The organism is Crassaminicella indica, assembly GCF_019203185.1.
GTDB classification, from domain to species: domain Bacteria; phylum Bacillota; class Clostridia; order Peptostreptococcales; family Thermotaleaceae; genus Crassaminicella; species Crassaminicella indica.
Genome location: NZ_CP078093.1, coordinates 286,395 through 312,672, shown reverse-complemented (window position 1 = coordinate 312,672; position 26,278 = coordinate 286,395). Strand labels below are relative to the sequence as shown.

Genomic DNA, 26,278 nt, shown 5'->3' with positions numbered 1-26,278 from the left:
GTGAGTATATGAAAAAATTAGTGGTCAAAGGAGCAAGAGAACATAATTTAAAAAACATTGACATAGAAATTCCTAGAGACAAGTTTGTAGTGATGACAGGGCTTAGTGGTTCAGGAAAATCATCTTTAGCTTTTGATACTATCTATGCAGAGGGGCAAAGAAGATATGTAGAAAGCTTGTCAGCTTATGCTAGACAATTTTTAGGTCAAATGGAAAAACCAGATGTGGATTATATAGAAGGCTTGTCACCAGCCATTTCTATTGATCAAAAGACAACTAGTAAAAATCCTCGTTCTACTGTTGGAACTGTTACAGAGATTTATGATTATTTAAGGCTTTTATTTGCAAGGGTAGGTACGCCACATTGTCCTGTATGTGATCGTGAGATTTCACAGCAGACGGTAGACCAGATTGTAGATAAAATAATGGATTTACCTGAAAGAACTAAAATTCAAATATTGGCTCCTATTGTAAGAGGAAGAAAGGGAGAGCATGTAAAGGTATTAGAAAGGATTAGAAAAGATGGCTATGTTCGTGTAAGAATAGATGGTGAAATAAAAGAAATTGCAGAAAAGATTAAATTAGAGAAGAATAAAAAGCATACTATTGAAGTAGTTATAGATCGTATTATTGTGAAGGAAGGGATTGAGAATAGATTGACAGATTCTATTGAAACGACTCTTTCTTTATCTGATGGATTAGTGATTGTGAGTATTATGGATGGAGAAGATTTAACTTTTAGCACAAAGTTTTCATGTCCAGAGCATGGCATTGGCATTGAAGAATTAGAGCCAAGAATGTTTTCCTTTAACAGTCCTTATGGAGCTTGTAGTGATTGTAATGGGATTGGATATCTTCAAAGAGTTGATCCAGAACTAGTCATTCCAGATCCTTCTTTGAGCATTGAAGAAGGAGGTATTGCTCCTATGGCAAATGCCAGTGAAGGCACTTATTATTTTGAAATGATCAATTCACTTGCAAAGAAGCATGGTGTAGATTTAAAATTGCCTATTGAAAAGCTTCCAAAAGCTTTTATGAAGGAGCTTTTATATGGAACAGGAGAAAAAACTATAGAATTTACATATGAAAGCAAATTTGGAGGCATGAGGAAATACCGTTCTTCCTTTGAAGGTATTATTCATAATTTAGAAAGAAGATATAAAGAAACCAACTCCGATTATATGCGAGAAAAGATTGAAACGTTTATGAGACTTACTCCTTGCGCTTCATGTAATGGAGCAAGGCTTAAACCAGAGGTTCTTTCTGTAAAAATTGGTGGAAAAAATATTTCACAAATCACAGAAATTTCTATTAGACAAGCGTTAGAGTTTTTCACCAAAATAGAGTTTTCTGAAAAAAACAAAATTATTGCAAAGCAGATATTAAAGGAAATCAATGAAAGATTGGGATTTTTAGTAGATGTAGGGCTAGATTATTTAACACTTTCTCGTTCTGCTGGTACTCTTTCAGGAGGAGAATCTCAAAGAATACGCCTTGCAACTCAGATTGGTTCAAGCCTTGTGGGCGTGCTTTATATATTAGATGAGCCAAGTATAGGGCTTCATCAAAAGGATAATGAAAAACTTATCAAAACTCTTAGGAATTTGACAGATTTAGGCAATACATTAATTGTAGTTGAGCACGATGAGGATACGATGTATGCAGCAGACTATATTATTGATATAGGACCTGGTGCGGGAGAGCATGGTGGAAACATTATCGCAGCAGGATCTGTGGAAGAAATTAAAGCATGTGAGGCTTCTATTACAGGACAATATTTATCTGGTAAGAAGAAAATAGAAATTCCAAAGGTAAGAAGAAAGCCTAATGGAAAATGGATCAAGGTATTAGGGGCTAAGGAAAATAACTTAAAAAATATCAATGTAGATTTTCCACTAGGAGTATTTACTTGTGTTACAGGGGTATCTGGATCAGGAAAGAGTACCTTAGTAAATGAAATATTTTATAAAGCTATTGCTATGAATTTACATCGTACAAAAGCTAGACCTGGAAAGCATAAAGAAATAAAGGGAATTGAGTATATTGATAAAGTAATAGCCATTGATCAATCTCCTATAGGAAGAACTCCAAGATCTAATCCTGCAACTTATACAGGGGTTTTTGATTTGATAAGAGATTTATTTGCAAAAGTGCCTGAAGCAAAAATGAGAGGTTATCAAAAGGGAAGATTCAGCTTTAATGTAAAGGGTGGAAGATGCGAGGCTTGTAGAGGAGATGGGATAATCAAAATAGAGATGCATTTTCTTCCAGATGTTTATGTGCCTTGTGATGTGTGTAAAGGGAAAAGATACAACAGAGAAACCTTAGAGGTAAAATATAAAGGAAAATCTATTTCAGATGTTTTAGATATGACAGTAGAGGAAGCATTGAGCTTTTTTGAAAATGTTCCAGGGATTAAAAGAAAGCTAGCTACTTTATATGAAGTAGGTCTTGGTTATATAAAACTAGGTCAGCCATCTACTCAATTATCTGGTGGAGAAGCTCAGAGGGTAAAGCTTGCCACAGAGTTAAGCAAAAGAAGTACAGGAAAGACTTTATATATTTTAGATGAACCAACTACAGGTCTTCATATTGCGGATATCCATAAATTAATTGGGGTATTAAATCGACTTGTAGAAGGTGGCAATACGGTACTTGTCATAGAACACAATTTAGATGTGATTAAGGCATGTGACTATATTATCGATTTAGGACCAGATGGAGGAGATCGTGGAGGTCAAATCGTAGGATGTGGTACACCAGAAGAGATTGCTAAGATTCCTGGGTCTTATACGGGCATGTATCTTAAGAAGATTTTTGAAATAAAAAAGTAAGGGGCTGTCGGTGAATCATTAAATTGATTAACCGATAGTTTCCTTTACAAAGAAACAATAATTACACCAATTACTACAAATATTAAAATAGCAGCTATAATTTCCATACATTACCTCCTTATTGATTTTAAAATAGCCATGTTAATAAGCTATTTATATATTAACATAATAATTGTAAAGTTTATGTAGAAATGAGAGGCAAAAAATGTTTGAGATAAAAGAACAGCTAAAGAAATTACCAGAAAATCCTGGTGTTTATTTGATGAAAAATGAATCAGGAGAAATTATTTATGTTGGAAAGGCCATATCATTAAAGAATAGGATTAGGCAGTATTTTCAATCTTCAAAAAACCACCCACCAAAGGTAAGGGCAATGGTAAGTAATATCGCTGAATTTGAATATATTTTAACAGATTCTGAGGTAGAGGCATTAATACTTGAGGCAAATCTTATAAAAAAACATCAACCAAAGTATAATGTACTCCTTAGAGATGACAAGCAGTACCCTTATATAAAGGTTACATTAGGAGAAAAATATCCACGAGTACTAAAAACAAGAAAAGTTATAAAGGATGGGGCTAGATATTTTGGTCCTTATATCAATGCAGGGGCAGTAAATCAAACCATTGAAATGCTAAAAAAATTTTATCCCTTGAGAACCTGCAACAAAAATCTTGAAAAAACTACAGACAGACCATGCCTTAATTATCATATTGGCAGATGTTTAGGACCTTGCAGTGAAGACATAAATCATGAAGATTATATGAAAATGATTGATGAAATTATTTTATTCTTGAGTGGAAAGCATGAGGAATTAGTGAAGAAGATAGAAATGAAAATGAAGGAAGCAGCAAGTAGAATGAATTTTGAAAAGGCAGCGGAATATCGAGATCAAATTGCCGCTATTTATAGTATTATGGAAAAACAAAAAATAGTTTCATCATCAGAAACCGATCAGGATTTGATAGCTATGGCAAGAGGGGTTGACAATGCTTGTGTGATGGTTTTTTTTATAAGAGGTGGAAAACTTATGGGAAGAGAGCATTATATGTTAAGAGCATCTGAAGAAAATGCAAGGGGAGAGATAAACAGTGCATTTATTAAGCAATTTTATGCTGGAACAGCATTTGTACCAAAGGAAATTTTACTTCAAGATAAAGCAGAAGATGTAAAGCTCATTGAAAAATGGCTTTCTGCTAAGAAGGGATCAAAGGTAACAGTAAAAATTCCTCAAAGGGGAGAGAAAAAAAGCTTACTTCAGCTTGTTCATAAAAATGCTATAGAGATATTAGAACAATTTAGAGAAAAACTAATAAAGGATCGAGAAAATAGTGAAGGAGCAATAAAAGCATTAGGAGCATATTTAGGGTTGAAAAATCCACCTTTTAGAATAGAAAGCTTTGACATTTCAAATATACAGGGAGTTCATTCAGTTGCTTCTATGGTTGTATTTGAAAATGGAAAACCAAAATATAGTGATTATCGGAGATTCAAGATTAAAACTATAGAAGGACCAAATGATTATAAGAGTATGCAGGAGGTTATTTATAGAAGATTTAAAAGAGGCTTAGAAGAAAAAGAGAATTTAAAGAAAAAAGGAATTTTAGATGATGAAGGAAAGTTTTCTAAATTTCCAGATCTTATACTAATAGATGGAGGCTTAGGTCAAGTAAATGCAGTATTAGAGGTTTTATTTGCATTAGGGATTAATATTCCTACAGCAGGAATGGTAAAGGATGATAAGCATAAAACAAAGGATTTGATTTATGAAAGGAAGGAACTAAATATAAAAAAAAGCAAACAGGTATTTCAATTGATTGGAAAAATACAAGAAGAGACTCATCGATTTGCTATTACATATCATAAAAGCTTAAGAGGAAAAACTATCGTAAAGTCTGTATTAGAGGAAATACCGGGCATTGGAAAAAAGAGAAGGATTGCATTATTAAAGCATTTTGGTTCTATAGATAAAATAAAAAAAGCTTCCATAGAAGAATTGAGTCAAGTAGAAGGAATGAATAAAAAAGCAGCACAGTCGGTAAAAGATTATTTTGCTAAGAATACAAAATATCTATACGAAAATCAATATTAATTTTTCTAACATAACATTGAAAACATCCCTAAAATTGTATTTGATTTATTGTACAAAATATGGGGATAGCGCCGAGATATAAGGAGGGAATTTTCATGCATAATCTATTAAAAAAAACATTTATTCTTTTTATCATATGTATTCTTACAACATCTATAGCTTTTGCAGAAGAACAATCTAAAACCATGAAAGCTAATTTAAAAGACAAAACTAAAGAGAGAAACTATGCACTAAATCTATATTATGAAAAAGAATTATTGATTCCTATATGGCTTTTAACTGAATCTATTCCTTATACAATCCAATATAATAATATATCTTTAAAAAAATCTGAAAAAACTGCTAATGTAAGAATTGCTTCAGTAGGAGATATTATGTGCCATAATACTCAATACATATCTGCTTATAAAAATGGTACATATGATTTTTCATCTTGTTTTAATCCTATCAAGCCATATATAGAATCAGCTGATTTAGCCATTGGGAATTTAGAAACTACCTTTTCAGGTGCAAAAAAGAAATATAGTGGCTATCCAACCTTTAATACTCCAGAACAACTAGGGGTTACCCTTAAGGAGATTGGCTTTGATGTAATCACAACAGCAAACAATCATTCTCTTGATAGAAGAAATTATGGAATCATACATACTCTAGATATATTAGATCAGCTTGGCTTAAAGCATACAGGAACCTTTAGAAATAAAGAAGAAAGGAATATTCTCTTAATAGAAAATATAAAAGGTATTAAAATAGCTTTGATAAGCTATACTTATGGAACCAATGGTATTCCTATCCCAAAAGAAAATCCTGCTGCTGTCAATATTATAAATAAAGAGAAAATGCTTCAGGATATTCATAAAGCAAAAGAACAAAATGTTGATTTAATCATTTTTAGTCTTCATTTTGGTCAAGAATATAAAAGAAAACAAAATAAATCTCAAGAAGAATTAGTAGACTTTTTATTTAAGCACGGAGTAGATATTATTTTAGGAGGTCATCCTCATGTGATTCAACCAGCCAAAATTAAAGAAGTTACAACTATAGATGGGGAAAAAAAGAAATGCTTTGTCATTTATTCTCAAGGAAATTTTGTATCAGACCAAAGAAAAAGATATACGGATAGTGGATTAATTACAATTTTAGATATTACAAAAAATTTCAAAACAAATAAAACAGAGATTGCAAATGTTTCATTTGTTCCTACTTGGGTAGATAAATCCTATACCAAAAATGGATTAGATTACAGAATTTTACCTATAAAAAAATCTATTCGAGATTATGAACAGAAAAAGGATCTATTACTAAATCGTAAAGATTATCAAAGGTTACAAAAGGCTTTATTAGAAACACAAAAACAAATATTTTAAATAAAAAATTATTATTCCATCTTTAATATAAAATATGTATATTTTTTTACCTCCTTGTTTACAATTAGAATATAAAAATTGTCAAGGAGGAATTATTATGAAATCTTTGCTTAAAAAAAGTCTAGTTGTTTTGTGTATATTTATGTTTACAGCATCTGTATCATTTACAACAAAAAGCTTTGAAATTATCAAAGCTTACTTAAATGATACAAATGTTGTTGTAAATCAAAAAAGTGAAAACTTAAAAACTATCTATTATGAAGGCAATTTGTATATTCCTATTCCCCTTTTATCTGAAAAACTCAATTGTTTTAGCAGCTACAATAAAGAAAATAATACACTAACCTTAAAAAACAACTTTGACTTTCAAGATTTTCCACAGTCTAATCCATACAAAGGAGAAAATTTTATATATGGAGAAATTCTAAAAATAGATAAAGCAAATAAAATCATAACTATTGAGCAACATTTTGATGACAACAGTATTTCAATAGAACCAAATATAAAGGCTTCTGAAAATATCATTATTATTTATCAAAGAAATGATAAAAAAATGAATTTAGATTTTGATGATTTAAAGGTTGGAGATATTGTTGGAATTGTGTTAAATAGAGAAAACATTGCCCGGGGAATGATTTTAGCAGATTAAAAAAGAAAAATGGACACTTAACTATGAACTTAGGTATAATATATAGGGATCCAACTTCAAAATGAAATATAAAGAACAGTTCATTCCAGATAACTTTTGAAAAAACAAAACTTCATTCCATGAAAAAATACTAAACCTTCAAAACTCACTTCGTTCAAACAATGAAGGTTCTTAACGTATTTTTTATGAAATTTCAGTAAGTTTTTTTACAAAAGTTATCGAAGTCATTCACTTATCTTTATATATTTTTTTTATGTTGAAGTTGGATCCCTATAGATAAACAACTTAAAAACGAAGTATAAAAGATAAGGAGTAGGTAGCTATGGCTTTTGTAACTATTGATGAATTGATAAAAGATTTACAACTAGAGGTAATTTATAGACCAGAAAAGGAAGAAATAAATATTAGGGAAACTGATATAAATAGGCCTGGGCTTCAATTAGCAGGATTTTATAAATATTTTGCTTATGAAAGAGTTCAAGTAGTAGGAAAAGTAGAATGGACGTATTTTGACAGTATTTGTAAGGAAGTTAGAAAAAAAAGAGCAGAAAAATTATTCTCTCATCCAGTACCATGTGTAGTGATTGCAAGAGATTTAGGAATACATAATGAATGCTTAGAGGCAGCTGAAAAATTTGGACGTCCACTGCTTAGAACAAAAATAAGCACTACAAAATTTATCAGTCAGCTGACAAACTATTTAGAGGATAAGCTAGCACCTGTTATTACAAGACATGGAGTATTGGTAGATGTGTACGGTATTGGGATACTTATTATGGGTGAAAGTGGTATTGGAAAAAGCGAAACAGCACTAGAATTAATTAAAAGAGGACATAGATTGGTAGCAGATGATGCTGTAGAAATCAAGAAGAAAGATAATGATAGCTTAGAGGGAAGTGCTCCAGAAGTGATTAGACATTTTATGGAGCTTAGAGGAATTGGCATATTAGATATTCAACACCTATATGGTGTAGGAGCTGTAAGAGATAAAAAGAAGATTGAGTTGGTCATTGAAATGGAAAATTGGAGTCCAGATAAGCAATATGATCGATTGGGAATGGATGAGGAATTTATAGAGATTCTTGGAGTGAATGTTTATAAAATAACTATTCCAATAAAACCAGGAAGAAATTTAGCTATGATTATAGAAGCAGCAGCTAGAAATCATAGACAGAAGAGAATGGGATATAATGCGGCAGAAATATTGAATAATCGATTGATAAAGAATGCAATGAAATAAAAGACAAGGGATGAATAGTTCCCTTGTTTTTTTTTGAGGATATTGTTAAGGAATAAACGATATTTGACATGCAATAAAAAGCAGTCTAATATTTATATATAATGGAAATTAATAGAAAACATATAATTATATGCGATTTATAAAGAAATAAAATTTAAAATATATTTCAAAAATACAAAATATTCATAAAAATATGGTGTTGTTATATTCTATGCACAATTTTCATTAAAGCCAAGAGGGGAATAAACAATATGTGCAATTATTCCATGAAAACCCACAGATATTTATATATTTTGTGTTTGATATGCATTTAACAAAGATATAAAAAAATACGTTTGAAATTTAACAGAAAATAAAATAAAATATAAAAAATAAATAATTCTATTTCTTGATATTCAAATATTGCAATAATCAAATTTATATAGAGGTGCTTTCGGATACCTGAAATTTACATAAATGCAAATAAAATGCGATTTCATTCCATTATTTTGAATTTGTGATCAAAAAAATAAGAACTTGCAAAAATGGAAAAAATAATTTGTCGAGATTGATAAAAAAATGTCGAAAAATCTAAAAGTGTTTGATATAATAAACTTAATTTGATAAGAATATAGTAAAATTTTTTAATATGGTCAAAAATGACAATTTTCAAATAAAAAATAAAGAGGGGGATGCAGTGTGGCAAAGAATGTTTTTACTGAAGAAAATTTTGCGAAGCTAGAAGAAATAATTCAAAAATACAAAGATACAAAAGGTGCATTGATACCTGTATTAAATGATGCACAAAAATTATTTGGCTGTTTGCCGTTGGAAGTACAAAAGAAAATTTCTAAAGGTTTAAATATCCCTATGGCAGAAATTTATGGGGTTGTTACATTTTATGCACAATTTTCATTAGAGCCAAAGGGAGAGTATACAATTGGTGTATGCTTAGGTACAGCATGCTATGTGAAGGGGGCACAAAAAATCATTGATAGAATTAAGAAAGAAATAAATGTTGAAGTTGGAAAAACATCACCAGATGGTAAATTTACGCTAGAAGCAACAAGATGTATTGGGGCTTGTGGATTGGCTCCTGTTATGACGATAAATGAAGATGTATATGGAAGATTAGTTGAAGGTGATATACCTGGGATTTTAGAAAAATATTAAAATCGTAAAGGTATATAAAATCTTATATAAGGAGGGAACTGAGATGAGATCATTAGAGGAATTAGCAAAAATTCGTGAGGAAGCGTTGAAAAAAGTAGATATAAGAGGGATTCGAGAAGGTACAAGAATTGTTGTAGGTATGGCTACTTGCGGTATATCAGCAGGAGCAAGACCAGTACTTATGGCATTGCTTGAAGAAGTAAAAATTAGAAATTTAAAGGAAGTTGTTGTAAGTCAAACAGGATGTATAGGGGTCTGTAGACTTGAGCCGATAGTTGAAGTGTATAGACCTGGAGAAGAAAAAGTCACTTATGTATCAATGACACCTGAAAAAGCAAAGAAAATAATCAGAGAGCATATTGTTAATGGCAAAGTAGTAGATGAATATACTATTGGAGCAGCTAAGTAGACTTTTTAATGATTTTTTGAGGAGGTTAAAGTATGGAAATTTATAGAGCGCATGTCCTAATTTGTGGAGGTACAGGATGTACTTCTTCAGGTTCTCAAACGCTAATAGATACTTTTAATGAAGAATTAAAAAAGTACAATTTAACCAACGAGGTGAAGCTAGTTAAAACAGGATGCTTTGGATTATGTGAAGCAGGTCCTATTGTAATAGTTTATCCAGAGGGTGCTTTTTATAGTCATGTAAAAGTAGAAGATGTGAAAAGAATTACAGAAGAACACCTTTTAAAGGGAAGAATAGTAAAAGATTTATTATTCAAAGAAGCGATTAAAGAAGACAAGGTACGTTCAATCAATGAAGTTGATTTTTATAAAAAGCAAAAAAGAGTTGCACTGAGAAATTGTGGGGTAATTAATCCTGAGGATATTAGAGAATACATTGCTTTTGATGGATATAAAGCATTAGGTAAAGCCCTTACAGAAATGACTAGAGAAGAAGTAATCGATACCATAAAAAAATCAGGTTTAAGAGGTCGTGGTGGTGGTGGTTTTCCAACAGGGCTAAAGTGGGAGTTCACATATAAAGCAGAAGGGGATCAAAAATATGTAGCATGTAATGCAGATGAAGGAGATCCAGGAGCATTTATGGATAGATCTATTCTTGAAGGAGATCCACATGCTGTTGTGGAAGCTATGGCTATTGCTGGATATGCAGTAGGTGCAAATCAAGGATATGTATATGTAAGAGCAGAGTATCCAATTGCTGTTAATAGACTTCAAATTGCTATTGATGAGGCACGCGAATATGGATTATTAGGAAAAGATATATTTGGAACAGGCTTTGACTTTGATTTGGAAATAAGACTTGGTGCTGGTGCTTTTGTTTGTGGAGAAGAAACAGCCCTTCTTAATTCTATAGAAGGTAAACGTGGTATGCCAAGACCTAGACCACCTTTTCCAGCAGTAAAAGGCTTATGGCAAAAGCCAACTCTATTAAATAACGTAGAAACTTATGCAAATATTCCTCAGATTATTCTAAATGGTGCAGAGTGGTTCTCTAGCATGGGAACGGAAAAATCAAAAGGAACTAAGGTGTTTGCGTTAGGTGGAAAGATTAATAATACAGGGCTTGTGGAAATTCCTATGGGAACAACTCTAAGAGAAGTAATATATGAAATTGGTGGAGGTATTCCAAACGGCAAGAAGTTTAAAGCTGTACAAACAGGTGGACCATCTGGTGGATGTATTACTGCTGAACACTTGGATACTCCAATTGATTATGATAACTTAATTGCACTTGGATCTATGATGGGTTCTGGTGGTATGATTGTTATGGATGAAGATAACTGTATGGTCGATATTGCAAGATTTTTCCTTGACTTTACAGTGGATGAGTCTTGTGGTAAATGTCCACCATGTAGAATTGGTACAAAGAGAATGTTGGAGATCTTAGATAAGATTACAAAAGGTAAGGGTGAACTAGAAGATATTGATAAATTAGAAAAATTAGCTGCAAATATTAAAGCTTCTGCCCTTTGTGGACTAGGTCAGACTGCTCCAAATCCAGTATTATCAACATTAAAATATTTTAGAGATGAATATATTGCCCATGTAAAGGAAAAAAGGTGTCCGGCTGGCGTATGTCAAGGCTTGTTATCTTATACAGTAGATACAGATTTATGTAAAAAATGTGGTATTTGTGCAAGCAAATGTCCTGTAAATTGTATAGAAGGAGTAAAAGGGAAGGAAGTTTATAAAATAGATAAGGATAAGTGTATTAAGTGTGGTGCTTGTATGGAAGCTTGTCCATTTAAAGCGATTAGTAAGAAGTAAATAAAAGGAGAGTGACAAAGGTGGATAAAGTTACTTTAACCATTGATAATATAAAAGTTGAAGTACCAAAGGATTATACAATTCTAGAGGCTGCTAAGACTGTTGGAATAGATATTCCTACTTTGTGCTATTTAAAAGATGTAAATGAAGTAGGGGCTTGTCGTGTGTGCTTAGTGGAAATAGAAGGAGCAAGAGCTTTGCAAGCATCTTGTGTACATCCTGTTGCAGAAGGGATGGTAGTAAGAACAAATTCTAAAAAAGTTAGAGATGCTAGAAAGTCTAATGTAGAATTGATTCTTTCTAATCACAATAGAGAATGTTTAACTTGTGATCGAAATAACAAATGTGAGCTTCAAAGCTTAGCAGAGCAATTAGGGATTAGAGAGATTCCTTTTGAAGGGAAGAAAATCGAGGCAGCTATTGATGATAAGTCTTATTCTATCGTAAGAGATCCAAGTAAATGTATTTTATGCGGTAGATGTGTAAGTACTTGTAGAAATGTACAAAAAATAGGAATTCTTGATTTTGTAAACAGAGGTTTTGATACACAGGTAGCACCTGCCTTTGATAAAAGTATGGCAGACTCCCCTTGTATTTACTGTGGACAATGTATTGTTGCCTGTCCAGTAGCTGCGTTAAGAGAAAAGGATGATATTGAAAGAGTATGGGATGCGATTGATAACAAAGATGTACACGTTGTGGTACAAACAGCTCCAGCTGTAAGAGCAGCTTTAGGAGAGTTATTTGGATTACCGATTGGTACAAGAGTAACTGGTAAAATGGTTGCTTCGCTTAAGCGTCTTGGCTTTGACAAAGTATATGATACAGACTTTGCAGCGGATTTAACTATTATGGAAGAAGGTCATGAATTATTAGATAGAATTCAAAATGGTGGGAAATTACCTATGATTACTTCTTGTTCTCCAGGATGGATTCGTTATTGTGAATTTAATTATCCTGAGTTTATAGAAAATCTATCAACTTGTAAATCCCCACAACAAATGATGGGTGCAATAATTAAATCTTATTATGCAAAGAAAAATAATATAGATCCCCAAAATATATTTGTAGTTTCAATTATGCCGTGTACTTCTAAAAAGACAGAAGTACAAAGACCTGAAATGCATGTAGATGGCATAAAAGATGTAGATGCAGTGTTAACTACAAGAGAATTAGGTAAGATGATCAAACAAGCAAGAATCAAGTTTTTAGAGCTAGAGGATGAAGCGTATGATCAAGATTTATTAGGTGAATATACAGGTGCAGGTGTTATATTTGGTGTTACTGGTGGAGTTATGGAAGCAGCACTAAGAACTGTTGCAGAAGTATTAGAAGGAAAATCCTTTGATGAGCTTGAATATGAAGCCGTAAGAGGTATTGAAGGAATAAAGGAGGCAGTACTAACACTTGGAGGCAAAGAAATAAAGATTGCTGTTGCTCATGGTACAGCTAATGCTAAGAAACTGCTAGATATGGTAAAGGCTGGAGAAAAAGAATATCATTTTATTGAAATTATGGGATGCAGTGGTGGATGTGTATGTGGTGGAGGTCAGCCACATGTAGATGCAAAGACTTTAATGGATATAGATGTAAGGGTCGAAAGAGCAAAAGCATTATATGAAGAAGATGAAATGCTTTCAATCAGAAAATCTCATGAGAATCCACAAATTAAAAAGCTTTATGATGAATTTTTAGGTAAACCAAATAGTCATAAAGCACATGAATTATTACACACATATTATACAAAGAGAGAACAATTTCCTACTGCTGATGGATGTAGCTGCGATTGTAATATTGCTCAATAAATTATAATATATTTATATAGTCTGATGAATGGATTTTATTCATTCAGAGGATCATAAAAATAAAACTAATTGCAAGGATTATCTGCGCAAAAGGTAAGAGGGTGATCATATGTATAGTACTTGATTTATATATTCAAACTTCCCTTATCTTTTAAGGGAAGTTTTTTTGTTTTTAAATTTAAAAACATAGTGGTACAAGCGAAAGGGGATAGGATGATGAACAAAAGAATTGGTGTTGTAGCAATAATAGTTGAAAAGAAAGAAAGTGTAGAGATGGTAAATAAATTATTAAGTGAATTTGGAGAACTTATAGTAGGGCGAATGGGGGTACCTTATAAAGAAAAGAATGTAAGTGTTATCTCTATTATTGTAGATGGAACAACAGATGAAATAGGAGCTCTTACTGGAAAACTAGGAAGACTCTATGGTGTTACAGTAAAAAGTGCATTGACTAAGAAATAAAAAAATTAATGAATGATGTAATAAGGGGGATTAAAAATGAACACCTATAATATTATAAACGAGGAAAAAATAAATGATTATTTAGAAGCTGGAAAGAAGGCTAGCAAGGAAGAGGTATTAGCAATTATAGAAAAATCAAGAGATTGTTATGGACTAAATCTAGAGGAAGCTGCAGTGCTTCTTCAAATAGAAGAGGAAAGTTTACTAGAAAGCTTGTTTGACACAGCAAGGTTTATCAAGAATAAAATATATGGCAATAGAATTGTTATATTTGCTCCTCTTTATACAAGCAATGAATGTACGAACAATTGTTTATATTGTGGGTTTAGATCAGCCAATAAAGAGCTTCATAGAAGAACATTAAGCAAAAAAGAAATAGTAGCAGAAGCAAAGGCTATTGAAAGAACAGGACATAAAAGAATTTTGCTAGTATGTGGAGAAGATCCAAAAAAGACACATATTGATCATATTACGGATGCAGTAGCTGCTATTTATCAGCATGTGGATATTAGAAGGATAAATGTAAATGCTGCTCCTATGAGTGTAGAAGATTTTAAAAAGCTAAAAAAGGCGGGGATTGGGACTTTTCAAATATTTCAAGAAACTTACCATAGAGAAACCTATAAAAAAATGCATCCAGTAGGATTAAAAGCTGATTATGACTATCGTCTGACAGCTATTGAACGTGCTTTTGAAGCGGGGATAGATGATTTTGGTATTGGGGCATTACTGGGACTTTATGATTATAAATTTGATGTATTAGGAACGTTGATGCATTCTAAGTACATGGATGATAAATACAATGTAGGACCTCATACTATATCTGTACCAAGATTAAGACCAGCATTAGGCTCAGGTCTTAATAAGACGCCTTATCCTATTAGTGATATAGAATTTAAAAAAATTATTAGTGTATATAGATTAACTGTTCCTTATACAGGAATTATTCTATCAACTAGGGAAGCTCCAGCTCTTAGGGATGAATTATTATCTTTAGGGGTATCTCAAATATCGGCAGGTTCTAAAACAAACCCAGGTGGATATGAAGAAGATGATAGAGAAGCTACACAATTTGAAACAAGTGATGAAAGAAGTCTTGATGAAATGCTCCAAGTGGTGTGTGAGCAGGGACATCTTCCAAGCTTTTGTACAGCTTGTTATCGAGCAAACAGAACAGGAGAAGCTTTTATGGAGCTTGCTAAGGATGCACATATCCATGAGTTTTGTCAGCCTAATGCTATCCTTACTTTTAAAGAGAATTTAGTACAGTTTGCATCTCCTAAGACAAAGGAAAAAGGAGAAAAAATGATTAAAAAAGAGCTTGAGAAGATTGAAGATGAAAAAGTTAAGGCAGAAACAATAAATAGATTAGCAAGAATTGAGGCAGGGGAAAAAGATTTATATTTTTAGAATAATCAAGTTGCAAATATTTATGGATTTGGAGGAGATAATATGCAAAACACACCTAGAAGCAATCGACTGCATATTGCAATATTCGGAAAAAGAAATGCAGGAAAATCAAGTCTAATAAATGCCCTTACAAATCAAGATATTGCCCTTGTGTCAAATGTTGCAGGAACTACAACAGATCCTGTTTATAAAGCAATGGAGATTTTACCTATAGGACCTGTAGTGATTATTGACACAGCAGGTTTAGATGATAAAGGGGATTTAGGAACATTAAGAATTAAAAAGACTATAGAGGTGCTAAACAAAACAGAATTAGCAGTGATTGTGGTAACTGCTAAGGAAGGTATTACAGATTTTGATGAAGAGATGATTTTAAAAATAAAAGAAAAGAAAATTCCTATGGTAGGAGTTGTAAATAAAGTAGATGCTTATGAGCTTGATAAAAATATTATTAAGACATGGGAAAGAAAATATGGTTTTCCTTTTGTAAGAGTTAGTGCAGTAAACAAGGAAGGAATAAATGATTTAAAAGAAAAAATGATTGAAATAGCAAATATGGAAAAGCATGAAAAAGTAATCATTGGCGATTTAATAGAACCCAATGACTTTGTTGTACTGGTAACCCCTATTGATAAGGCAGCTCCTAAAGGACGAATGATTTTGCCACAGCAACAAACTATTAGAGATATTATTGATCATGGTGCTGTAGCTATTGTTACAAGAGAGACAGAATTAAAAGAAACTCTAGCAAATTTAGGAAAAAAACCAAAGCTGGTTGTAACAGATTCTCAAGTTTTTGAAAGAGTAAATGAAGATACGCCTAAAGATTTAACTTTAACTTCATTTTCTATTTTATTTGCAAGATACAAAGGAGAACTAAAGCCGTTGATACTAGGAGCTAAGAAAATTAAAAATCTGAAACCGGGAGACAAGGTACTAATCTGTGAGGGTTGTACGCATCATAGACAAGATGGAGATATTGGTCGAGATAAAATTCCAAAGTGGCTTGAAAATATAGTAGGGGGTAAGCTTTATTTTGAATGGACATCAGGAACAAAATATCCTGAACCCCAAAAAATGAAAACATTTGATTTGATCATTCACTGTGGGGGATGTATGCTAAACCCTAAGGAGATGGAGTTTAGAATTAATCAAGCAGTAAAAAATAATATGCCTATTGTGAATTACGGGGTATTCATAGGAATGGTTACAGGAGTTCTTGAAAGAGCATTAGAACCATTCCCAGAAATAAAAGAAATGTTTAAGTAATCACTGAAAATAGTAGTCTCATTCTTTATGGATGAGGCTATTAATTTATTAGGAATACAGCATATAGTTTAGTAATAAATATAGAATAGGAGGTGTGTGGAATGGAAAAGGGAAAGGTTGGACTCGGTACCTTTTTTTTATGTTTATTATTGTGTGCATTTATTATTTTTGGACCTTTCTATTTTATAATGAAAAAGGATCTAAACAATATAGAGAAAAAAGAGGAATCATTTAAAGGAGTTATTACTCTTTGGGATTATCCTCACTTAGATATAAAGACAGGTAGAAGATATAGCTGGATATTAAGCAAAATCAAAAAATTTGAAAAGGAGAATCCAGGGGTATATATTGATTTAAAGCCCATAAATGTTGCATCAGGACCTATTGAAATAGAAACGGCTATAAAAATGAAAAACTATCCAGATATTGCTCCAGTTGGTGCAGATTATTCTATTATACAAAAGAACGTTTTAGAGCCAGTAGATGAATATTTATCTAGGAAGGAATTAGATGATTATAAACCACAGGCATTAGCAGCTGTGCAGGCAGATGGGAAAATATGGGGATTCCCTTGCATGATGAGTACATATACTTTATTTTTAAATTTAGATTTATTTCGTGAAGAAGGGGTAAACCCTCCGAAAAATGGCAATTGGACTTATGATGAATTTGTAGAGGCTTTAAAAAAGCTTACAAAGGATAAAGATGGGGACGGAAATATTGATACATATGGATTTAATGCTTTTATTGGAGCTAATGATTATAATATATGGGGAATTTTGCTTTCGGATGGGGCAAAAATATTTGATAAAAAATTAAAGTATCAATTTTATGGAGAAAAAGCAGCTAGTGGACTAAGAAAGCTGGTGGATTTAAAGCTAAAGTTTAAAGTAACACCAGAGTATTTTGGAGAGAATTCTGAAAAAGAGGCTTGGGAGAGTTTTTATAAGGAAAAAAAAGTAGCTGTTTATCCTACAGGGACTTGGGCTGTAAATCATCTTTATAAGTTGAAAAATCAAGGAAAAGGATTTGAATTTGATGTGGCAAGCTATCCTGTAGGAGATAGAGGTGAATCAATTGCCATATGCAAAAATACTTCAGCTTATGGAATCTTTAAACAGGAAGATAAGAAAAAATTAAAGATGTGTGTGAAATTTTTAAAGTTTATTACTGATGAAAAATTCCAAAAGGAACTGGATACTTTAGGGGTTTTTCCTGTGAAAAAAAGTGCAGGACAGATTTATAAAAATGATAGAATTATGTCAAAAATAGAAAATTGGCTAGAAAATTCAAAAAATATAAAAACACCTAATACATGGACAGCTATAGAAGGGATTATTCAAAGTCAAATCAGGCAGGTTCTTCTTGGAAATAAGTCTGTGGAGGAAGCATTAAAGGATGCTAAAAGTAAGGTTTCAAGTTATAATGAAATAGCTCGAAAAATGATTAAGGAATAGTTTTATATGGTATACTTAAATTACAGAAATATAATAATAGCTAGGAGTGAACCTTGTGGATATAAGAGATGTTTATAATAGATTTATAGAAAAGATTCAACCAGAGCAAATATTAAAAAATGAGCAAATGAAAAAGCATACTTCTTTTAAAATAGGAGGTCCTGCAGACATTATGGTACTACCAAAATCAAAGGAGGAAGTACAGTTTGCAATAAATGTTTGTAAAGTATGCAATATAGATTATTATGTTATTGGCAATGGAAGCAATCTTTTGGTAAGAGATAAAGGAATAAGAGGCGTTGTCATAAAGCTTGCAGATAATTTTAATGATGTGAATATTAAAGGGAATAGGGTGATTGCACAGGCAGGGATTTTATTATCTGCTTTATCGAATAGGTTAATGAAGGAAAGCTTTAAGGGATTTGAATTTGCAAGTGGTATTCCAGGCACATTAGGTGGAGCGATTGCAATGAATGCAGGAGCTTATGGAGGAGAAATGAAAGATGTGCTTGTAGGCGCATATGTAGTAGATGAAAATGGAAAAATCATTTACTTAGATAAAAAAGACATGGCATTAGATTATAGAAGTAGTATTATTCAGAAAAAAGGATATGTTGTCGTAGAAGCAGAAATGGAATTTGAAAAAGGAGATTTGACAGAAATAAAGGAAAAGATAAAAGATTTTACAAAAAGAAGAACTACAAAGCAGCCATTACATTTACCTAGTGCAGGAAGTACCTTTAAAAGACCTCAAGGTTATTTTGCAGGAAAACTAATTGAAGATGCAGGATTAAAAGGGGTTAGGGTAGGAGGAGCACAAGTATCTGATCTTCATTCTGGATTTGTTGTAAATGTAGATAATGCTACAGCAGATGATGTTATTCATTTAATGGGGCTTGTTCAAAAGGTGGTAAAAGATCAATTTGGTGTAGTATTAGAGTCAGAAGTGAAAATTATTGGTGAAATTTAATAGAATTTACGAAATGGAAGTGAAGAACAAATGAAGATTTTTGCAGATTATCATACTCATACGATTTATAGTCATGGAAAAGGAACTATACAGCAAAATGTTGATGTGGCAATTCGTAAAGGACTAAGAGAAATTGCTATTTCAGATCATGGGTTTGGACATTTGTTGTTTGGGGTTAAGAAAAAGAATTTACCAAAGATGAGAGAAGAGATTGATGCAATAAATCAATCAACAAATAAAATTCATGTAAAGCTAGGTATGGAAGCAAATATTATCAGTAAAGATGGAAAATTAGATATTGGTCAGGAGACAATTGAAAAATTAGACATTTTATTGGCTGGTTTTCATTTTGGAGCTTTACCTACAAATATAAGGGATTGCTTTAGAATACATGGCAATAATTTTTTAGCAAGATATTTCCCAACAGTAGACAGGAAGGTAAGGGTTATTAATACAGATGCAGTAGTAGCAGCAATTTATAATAATCCTATTAATATCCTTACACATCCAGGTGCTAAGGCAAATATTGATACAAAAGAAGTGGCAAAAGCTGCTGCAAAGAATGGAACAGCTCTTGAAATCAACAGCAGTCATGGATTTTTGACTGTAGAATATATAAAAATTGCTATGAAAGAGGACGCAAAATTTGTCATAAGTAGTGATGCTCATAGACCGGAAGATGTAGGAAATGTATCAAAAGGAATTAATAGAGCAATAGAGGCAGGACTTAGTGCAGACAGAATTATTAATGCTGAATAATAGGAAGGTGATACATAATGAAATTAGTGATTATTACTGGATTATCTGGTGCAGGAAAAAGTCAGGCGATGAAGAGTATGGAGGATTTGGGTTTTTATTGTGTAGATAATTTACCACCAGCCCTTATTCCTAAATTTGCAGAGCTATGCGTTCATACACAAGGAGAAATTGAAAAAATTGCTTTAGTTATTGATATAAGAGGTGGAAGATTTTTTGATGATTTATTTGAAAGTCTTAGTGTGCTTAAACATCAAGGGTACGATTATGAGATTCTATTTTTAGAGGCATCAGATCCAGTGCTTATTAAAAGATACAAGGAAACTAGAAGGATGCATCCTTTAAGCCCTAGAGGAAGAATTATAGAAGGAATAAATGAAGAAAGAAATAAATTATCAGAACTAAAGAAAAATGCAAAATATATTGTGGATACTTCTAATTTAACTGCAGCTCAATTAAAGGAAGAAATAAAAAAAATATATATGGATGGTGGTATCTCACAGAATATAACCATATTTATCCAATCGTTTGGATTTAAAAAGGGTATATTATTAGATGCAGATTTAGTTTTTGATGTAAGGTTTTTGCCAAATCCTCATTATATTGAAGAATTAAGACCATTTACAGGAAATGATAAACAGGTACGAGATTATGTAATGAAGTGGCCAGAAAGTATTCAGTTTGTAGAAAAATTGAAGGATTTGATAGACTTTTTAATTCCTTATTATATAAAAGAAGGAAAGTCTCAATTAGTCATAGGCATTGGATGTACAGGAGGAAAACATCGATCTGTAACTATAGCCAATATTTTATATGAAACTCTAAAAGAAAAAGGACATCGAGTAATTATCAATCATAGAGATTCAGTCATTGTAAGGGAGTAATCTCAATATGAATATATTAGATTGGTTAAAACCGGGGCTGAAAATTAAAAGATGGTTTTTTTTAGGGGTTGTTGGTATAGCTTTTATGATATTTGGAGGATATGCTATTGTACATAAGCTATTTGTGAATCAAAAGCTTTTAGTTTATTCTCCAATGATATTATTTGTAGGTATCATTTTAATAGGAATTAGTCTAAAAAGAGGTATGTTGTCTATTGTAACGTTATTAGATACATCAGAGACAAATTTTAAATATAAAATTGATAAAAAATTATATGAGAAACGTATTTTAAATAAAGGACCTAAAGTAGTGGTTATTGGTGGGGGAACAGGTCTTTCTGTTCTTTTAAGAGGACTAAAAAAATATACTTCAAATATTACAGCTATTATAACGGTTGCAGATGATGGGGGAGGTTCAGGTATTTTAAGAGAAGATTTAGGAATGCTTCCTCCAGGAGATATAAGAAATTGTATCTTAGCACTAGCTGATACTGAGCCTATTATGGAAAAATTGCTTCAATATAGATTCAAAGAAGGTCAATTAAAGGGACAAAGCTTTGGAAATTTATTGATTGCTGCCATGAATGGTATATCTGATAATTTTGAAGAGGCGATAAAAAAAATAAACCATGTTTTAGCTGTTACAGGTAAGGTTTTACCTGTAACAGTAGAGGATATTACCCTTTATGCTAAATTGAAAAACGGAAAGGTTATTAAGGGAGAATCTCAAATTCCTATAAAGGCAAAGGAATTTGATAGTGGAATAGACCAAGTATTTATTAAACCAAGTAAAGCTCAACCACTAGACGAAGCTACAGAAGAGATTATGAGTGCTGATGTAATTATTTTAGGACCTGGAAGTTTATATACAAGCATTATCCCAAATTTATTGGTAGAGGGTATAAGAAAAGCTGTAGTTGATTCATTTGCTAAGAAAGTCTATATTACCAATGTGATGACGCAACCTGGAGAAACAGATGGATACAGCGTATTAGATCATACAAATGCCATTATAGAATATTTAAAAGGCTCCATAGATTATGTTTTTGTTAATAATGAAGAAATTCCACAAGACGTATTAAAAAAATATACAATGGATGGGGCAGAGCCTATAAGATTTACGAAACGAGATAGCAAAATGTTAACAGAAAAGGATATTAAAGTGATTAAGGGAGCATTTTTAGATATCAAAAAGCAATATATAAGGCATGATGCGGATAAGTTATCTGAAATGATTATAAAATTAGTATTAAAAGATAAATATTGATGAGATTGACCATTCCTAGAAGAGTTTATTTTAATTCTAAAGATGAAAGATATTGTGAATTTGTGGTATAATAATAAAAATGTTATTCATAATCACATCTAAACATCTTCTCATTGTAGTTAGGGGTGGTAGTGATGAGGGAAGAGATCAGTGCTGGAGGTGTGGTGGTTTTTGGAAATGCCATATTGCTTTTGCGTAAATATAATGGTGATTGGGTATTACCAAAAGGAAAAGTAAAAGAAGGGGAAGAGATAGATGCTGCTGCAATTAGAGAAGTTTATGAAGAAGGAAAAGCAAAAGCTGAGATTGTAAAATATATTGGAAAAATTAATTATTCTTTTAAAAACTGTTGGCAAGATCATGAGGTAGTCCATAAAACTGTTCACTGGTATCTAATGAAGACGAGGAATATGGACTGTATACCCCTTAAAGAGGAAGGCTTTGTAGAGGCAAGATTTGTGCATATGGATAGGGCTTCAGAGATGGCCAAATATGATGATGAAAGAGAGATTATACACAAAGCAATCGAAGAGATGAAAAAGGACTTCAACAGCTAATAAGGTCTTTTTTCGTCTTTATAATAATAGGTTTTGGAAGTAGGTGGGAAAATGTCCTTTTCTATGAAGACGAAGAATGAGTTAGCAAGGATTATCCCGGAAGATAGATGCTGCCAGTTAGCTGAGTTATCAGCATTGATTCGAATGAGTGGGACAATACAATTAATGGGTTATGAAAAAGTAAATGTGAAAATTGTGACGGAAAATGCTGCTATTGCGAGGAAAATTTTTACATTGTTAAAAAAATGTTTTGGGATTCACACAGAATTGCGTGTAAGAAGAAATAAATTATTAAAAAAGAATAACCACTATGTAATTATTATAAGTGGCAATGTAGGGGCAAACGATATCCTGGAAGAATTAGGGATTTTAAAAATAGATAATGGACAATTTTCAATAGATTATAATGTGCCTAGTGAGTTGATCAATAATAAATGCTGCAAAAGATCATATTTAAGAGGGGCATTTTTAGGAGCAGGATCTGTAAGTGATCCAGAGAAAACATATCATTTAGAATTTGTTACAAGTAGTGAAGAGCATAGTGAAGGCCTAAAAGCTTTGATCAATACCTTTGAACTTGGAGCTAAAATTGTGCAGCGTAAAAACAGCTATGTTGTATATTTAAAAGAAGGAGATAAAATTGTAGATCTACTTAATATTATCGGAGCTCATTTAGCTTTATTAAAGCTTGAAAACATTAGGATTGTAAAGCAAGTAAGGAATAATGTAAATAGGATTGTGAATTGTGAAACAGCTAATTTGAGTAAAATAGTCAATGCATCTCTTCGCCAAATTGAAAATATAGAATATATACAAAAAACAGTGGGCTTTAAGGTGCTTCCTGATAATCTTCGAGAAATAGCTGAGTTAAGACTTAATTATAAAGAAGCAAGTTTAAAAGAACTAGGGCAAATGCTCAATCCACCTGTTGGAAAATCAGGAGTAAATCATAGATTAAGAAAAATAGAGAAAATAGCAGAAAAAATTAAATCGCAATGAGGGGGATCGATAAATGATTAATAGAGAAATAACTGTAATGAATGAAGAAGGGTTACGTGCAAGACGTGCAGCTTTATTTGTACAATTAGCTAATAAATTTAGTTCTGATATTTTTGTTGAAAAAGATACAAAAAAGGTTGATGGAAAGAGTATTATGTGTATTATGGCTTTAGGTTTGTTAAAGGGAGAAAAGATATTTGTAACAGTTGATGGACCTGATGAAGAACAAGCTATGAAAGAAATTGTAGATTTTTTTGAGAAATAACAATATGTTTTATAAAACTATTCCAAATGGGATAGTTTTTTTGCAATGAGATGAAATATAGGAATATAGAATCATTTTTGAAATAATTTAAAGGGATTTGTATAATTATAGCGAATGATTTTAAAATAAGAGTTTTTACCATCTCAGTTTTGGAGGATCTTATGTTTAAAATAAATACAAAATTTCTAAAGCCAGGGATGATCTTAGCAAAAACCATTTATGGCAATGATGGGCAAATTTTACTTAATGCTGGAGTAAACTTAAAGGAAAGCTATATTGAAAAGTTGATGGAAATAGGAATCAGTAGTATTTACATAGATACTAAAGAAACATCAGACATTATTATTGAAGATGTAATTTGTGAACAAAACAGATTCGAAGCAAAAAATATTATTCGAGAGACGATGAAAAATCTTTATAATGGTGATCATATAAAGACACAAGAATTGTTTCGTGCAGTAAGTAATATTTTGGATGATTTGCTTATGAATAAGGATATTATGCTGAATCTTTCAGATATTAAAGCTGTAGATGACTATACTTTTGCCCACTCTGTCAATGTTTGTGTCTTATCTATCATAACTGGGATTGCTATGGGATATAACAGGGAAAGATTAGAAAAACTGGGAATTGGTGCTATATTACATGATATAGGGAAGGTTGCAATTCCTAGAGAGATATTAAATAAGCCAGATAAATTGACAGATGATGAATATAAAATAATTCAAGGACACCCTAGGTTAGGATATGATTTAATTAAAAAACATTCTAGTATTAGTAGTATTAGTGCTATGATTATATTGACTCACCACGAAAGATATGATGGAACAGGATACCCATTAGGCAAAAAAAAAGAAGAAATTCATGAGTTTTCTAGGATTGTAGCAGTAGCAGATGTATATGATGCATTGACTTCTGATAGGATTTATAAAAATAAAATTTTACCTCATGAAGCCTTAGAATATTTAAAGTCTATGAGCAGTAAACAATTTGATCCTTGTGTTGTAGAAAAGTTTGTAGCAAATGTAGCAGCTTATCCTGTTGGAACTATTGTAAAATTAAGTACAGGTATTAAAGGAATAGTTGTAGATGTACATAAAAACCATCCTAATAGACCAAAGGTTAGGTGCTTTTGGAATAAGAAAGGAGATAAATATTTGAATCAAGCAGAGGTTAATCTTGTGAATTTACCTTCTATTAGAATTGTAGAGGTATTAGAGAAACTTGAATAGTTTTTTGATATAATAAGGTATGGACAATTTGTTCATACCTTTTTTAGCGCTCTATATGAGGTGATTATGAAATGACAAAAAATGAACATATTATCAAGTATATAAAAGAGTTACCTGTTGGAAGCAAAATATCTGTAAGAAAAATTGCACAAGATTTAGACGTGAGTGAAGGAACAGCATATAAAGCGATTAAAGATGCAGAAAGAATGGAGCTTGTTAGTACAATTCCAAGAGTAGGAACTATACGGGTTGAGAAGGTTGAGAAAAAGCAAATTGATAAAGTAACTTTTGCTGAAGTATTAAATGTTGTAGAAGGACAAATATTAGGAGGACATGAAGGTATTTACAAGATTGTCAATAAATTTGTGATTGGTGCTATGTCTATTGATGAAGTTGAAAAATATATCAGGCAGGGAGATTTACTGATTGTAGGAAATCGAGATGATGTACACAAGCTTGCATTAGATAAGGGGTGTGCAATCTTGATTACAGGAGGACTTTCTTGTAAAGATGAAATAAAAAAAATAGCCAATGAAAAGAAGCTACCTATTTTATCTACAAGCTACGATACCTTTACTATAACAACTATGATTGATCGTGCATTACATGAAAGGCTTATCAAAAAAGAAATCCTTTTAACAGAGGATATTATGCCGCATAATCTTTATTATTTAAAAGAGCATCAAAGGGTAGGAGATATGAAAAAGCTCATAAAAAGAACAGGACATAGTAGATTTCCAGTAGTAGATGAGAATATGTATGTTATAGGTATTGTATCTCCACGAGATATTGCAGGAGCAGATAATGATGAACCCATTGCAAATATTATGACAAAAAATCCTATTACAGTATCGCTTAATACATCTGTAGCTTATATTTCTCATGTAATGATTTGGGAAGGTATAAAAATGGTTCCTGTTATAGAAGGAAAGAAGCTCATTGGTGTGATTACTAGGCAAGATGTAATAAAAGGATTGAAAGTTATGAGAAATCAGCCCCATGTGGCAGAGCCTTTTGAAGATATGATTACAAATCAATGTAGTGTAGAGGAAACACAAACAGGAATAAAGTTTATAGGAGAAGTTACTCCTATGATGCTAAATGATCGAGGGATTGCTAGTGCAGGGGTTTTGGTATTACTTATGTCTACTGCAGGTTGCACTGCTATAAAAAAGCAAAAAAATCTAGATAGTGTTATTGATAGCTTTATGATTTATTATATTAAGCCTTTGCAGCTTGAGAACAAGTTTGAAATTTATGCAGATATTATTAATGTGAGTAGGAAATTTTATAAAGTAGATATTACAGCTTATCATAATGATGAGATTGTAGCAAAAGCGATGATGTCAGCAAAGCAGTTAAGAAGATAGGAA

General features: G+C 31.9%; 22 protein-coding genes. All 22 read left to right on the top strand.

Annotated features, from left to right (window positions below):
- Window positions 1-8 precede the first annotated feature (8 nt).
- The 22 genes from uvrA to KVH43_RS01460 all read left to right on the top strand — a co-directional run bounded on the left by uvrA (window position 9) and on the right by KVH43_RS01460 (window position 26,275).
- Window positions 9-2,834, top strand: a complete 2,826-nt coding sequence (gene uvrA, locus KVH43_RS01565) for an excinuclease ABC subunit UvrA (RefSeq protein WP_218283185.1) — start codon at window positions 9-11, stop codon at window positions 2,832-2,834.
- A gap of 205 nt (window positions 2,835-3,039) precedes the next feature.
- Window positions 3,040-4,926 (top strand): excinuclease ABC subunit UvrC, encoded by a 1,887-nt coding sequence (gene uvrC, locus KVH43_RS01560; RefSeq protein WP_218283184.1) that lies wholly within the window; start codon window positions 3,040-3,042, stop codon window positions 4,924-4,926.
- Between the two features lie 95 nt (window positions 4,927-5,021).
- Entirely contained in the window at window positions 5,022-6,293 is a 1,272-nt protein-coding gene (locus KVH43_RS01555) for a CapA family protein (RefSeq protein ID WP_218283183.1), read from the top strand.
- A 97-nt stretch (window positions 6,294-6,390) separates the two neighbouring features.
- Window positions 6,391-6,942, top strand: coding sequence for a hypothetical protein (locus KVH43_RS01550; RefSeq protein WP_218283182.1), 552 nt, complete (start codon window positions 6,391-6,393; stop codon window positions 6,940-6,942).
- Window positions 6,943-7,264: 322 nt separating this feature from the next.
- On the top strand, window positions 7,265-8,182 hold the full coding sequence (gene hprK, locus KVH43_RS01545; RefSeq protein ID WP_218283181.1) for an HPr(Ser) kinase/phosphatase: 918 nt from the start codon (window positions 7,265-7,267) through the stop codon (window positions 8,180-8,182).
- Window positions 8,183-8,860: 678 nt separating this feature from the next.
- A complete protein-coding gene (locus tag KVH43_RS01540; RefSeq protein ID WP_218283180.1) occupies window positions 8,861-9,334 on the top strand; it encodes an NADH-quinone oxidoreductase subunit NuoE family protein in 474 nt (157 codons plus the stop codon).
- A gap of 43 nt (window positions 9,335-9,377) precedes the next feature.
- Window positions 9,378-9,743 (top strand): (2Fe-2S) ferredoxin domain-containing protein, encoded by a 366-nt coding sequence (locus KVH43_RS01535; RefSeq protein ID WP_218283179.1) that lies wholly within the window; start codon window positions 9,378-9,380, stop codon window positions 9,741-9,743.
- A 32-nt stretch (window positions 9,744-9,775) separates the two neighbouring features.
- Window positions 9,776-11,572, top strand: coding sequence for an NADH-quinone oxidoreductase subunit NuoF (nuoF, locus tag KVH43_RS01530; protein ID WP_218283178.1), 1,797 nt, complete (start codon window positions 9,776-9,778; stop codon window positions 11,570-11,572).
- A 20-nt stretch (window positions 11,573-11,592) separates the two neighbouring features.
- Entirely contained in the window at window positions 11,593-13,377 is a 1,785-nt protein-coding gene (locus KVH43_RS01525) for an NADH-dependent [FeFe] hydrogenase, group A6 (RefSeq protein WP_218283177.1), read from the top strand.
- A 216-nt stretch (window positions 13,378-13,593) separates the two neighbouring features.
- On the top strand, window positions 13,594-13,839 hold the full coding sequence (locus KVH43_RS01520; RefSeq protein ID WP_218283176.1) for a TM1266 family iron-only hydrogenase system putative regulator: 246 nt from the start codon (window positions 13,594-13,596) through the stop codon (window positions 13,837-13,839).
- A gap of 36 nt (window positions 13,840-13,875) precedes the next feature.
- Complete coding sequence (hydG, locus tag KVH43_RS01515; RefSeq protein ID WP_218283175.1) at window positions 13,876-15,249, top strand: [FeFe] hydrogenase H-cluster radical SAM maturase HydG; 1,374 nt, start codon at window positions 13,876-13,878, stop codon at window positions 15,247-15,249.
- Window positions 15,250-15,291: 42 nt separating this feature from the next.
- On the top strand, window positions 15,292-16,518 hold the full coding sequence (gene hydF / locus KVH43_RS01510) for a [FeFe] hydrogenase H-cluster maturation GTPase HydF (protein WP_218283174.1): 1,227 nt from the start codon (window positions 15,292-15,294) through the stop codon (window positions 16,516-16,518).
- 101 nt (window positions 16,519-16,619) lie between these two features.
- Window positions 16,620-17,975, top strand: a complete 1,356-nt coding sequence (locus tag KVH43_RS01505; protein WP_218283173.1) for an ABC transporter substrate-binding protein — start codon at window positions 16,620-16,622, stop codon at window positions 17,973-17,975.
- Window positions 17,976-18,030: 55 nt separating this feature from the next.
- Window positions 18,031-18,945, top strand: coding sequence for a UDP-N-acetylmuramate dehydrogenase (gene murB / locus KVH43_RS01500; protein ID WP_218283172.1), 915 nt, complete (start codon window positions 18,031-18,033; stop codon window positions 18,943-18,945).
- A 30-nt stretch (window positions 18,946-18,975) separates the two neighbouring features.
- On the top strand, window positions 18,976-19,704 hold the full coding sequence (locus tag KVH43_RS01495; protein ID WP_218283171.1) for a PHP domain-containing protein: 729 nt from the start codon (window positions 18,976-18,978) through the stop codon (window positions 19,702-19,704).
- 17 nt (window positions 19,705-19,721) lie between these two features.
- Window positions 19,722-20,585 carry an RNase adapter RapZ gene (rapZ, locus tag KVH43_RS01490; protein ID WP_218283170.1) on the top strand — a complete coding sequence of 288 codons (864 nt, stop codon included), beginning with the start codon at window positions 19,722-19,724 and terminating at the stop codon, window positions 20,583-20,585.
- Between the two features lie 7 nt (window positions 20,586-20,592).
- Window positions 20,593-21,852 (top strand): gluconeogenesis factor YvcK family protein, encoded by a 1,260-nt coding sequence (locus KVH43_RS01485; RefSeq protein WP_218283169.1) that lies wholly within the window; start codon window positions 20,593-20,595, stop codon window positions 21,850-21,852.
- 134 nt (window positions 21,853-21,986) lie between these two features.
- Window positions 21,987-22,409, top strand: coding sequence for an NUDIX hydrolase (locus KVH43_RS01480; RefSeq protein ID WP_218283168.1), 423 nt, complete (start codon window positions 21,987-21,989; stop codon window positions 22,407-22,409).
- A gap of 51 nt (window positions 22,410-22,460) precedes the next feature.
- A complete protein-coding gene (whiA, locus tag KVH43_RS01475; RefSeq protein ID WP_218283167.1) occupies window positions 22,461-23,408 on the top strand; it encodes a DNA-binding protein WhiA in 948 nt (315 codons plus the stop codon).
- Between the two features lie 13 nt (window positions 23,409-23,421).
- Entirely contained in the window at window positions 23,422-23,673 is a 252-nt protein-coding gene (locus KVH43_RS01470; RefSeq protein WP_218283166.1) for an HPr family phosphocarrier protein, read from the top strand.
- Window positions 23,674-23,834: 161 nt separating this feature from the next.
- Entirely contained in the window at window positions 23,835-24,905 is a 1,071-nt protein-coding gene (locus KVH43_RS01465; RefSeq protein WP_218283165.1) for an HD-GYP domain-containing protein, read from the top strand.
- A gap of 71 nt (window positions 24,906-24,976) precedes the next feature.
- A complete protein-coding gene (locus KVH43_RS01460; protein ID WP_218283164.1) occupies window positions 24,977-26,275 on the top strand; it encodes a DRTGG domain-containing protein in 1,299 nt (432 codons plus the stop codon).
- Window positions 26,276-26,278 lie beyond the last annotated feature (3 nt).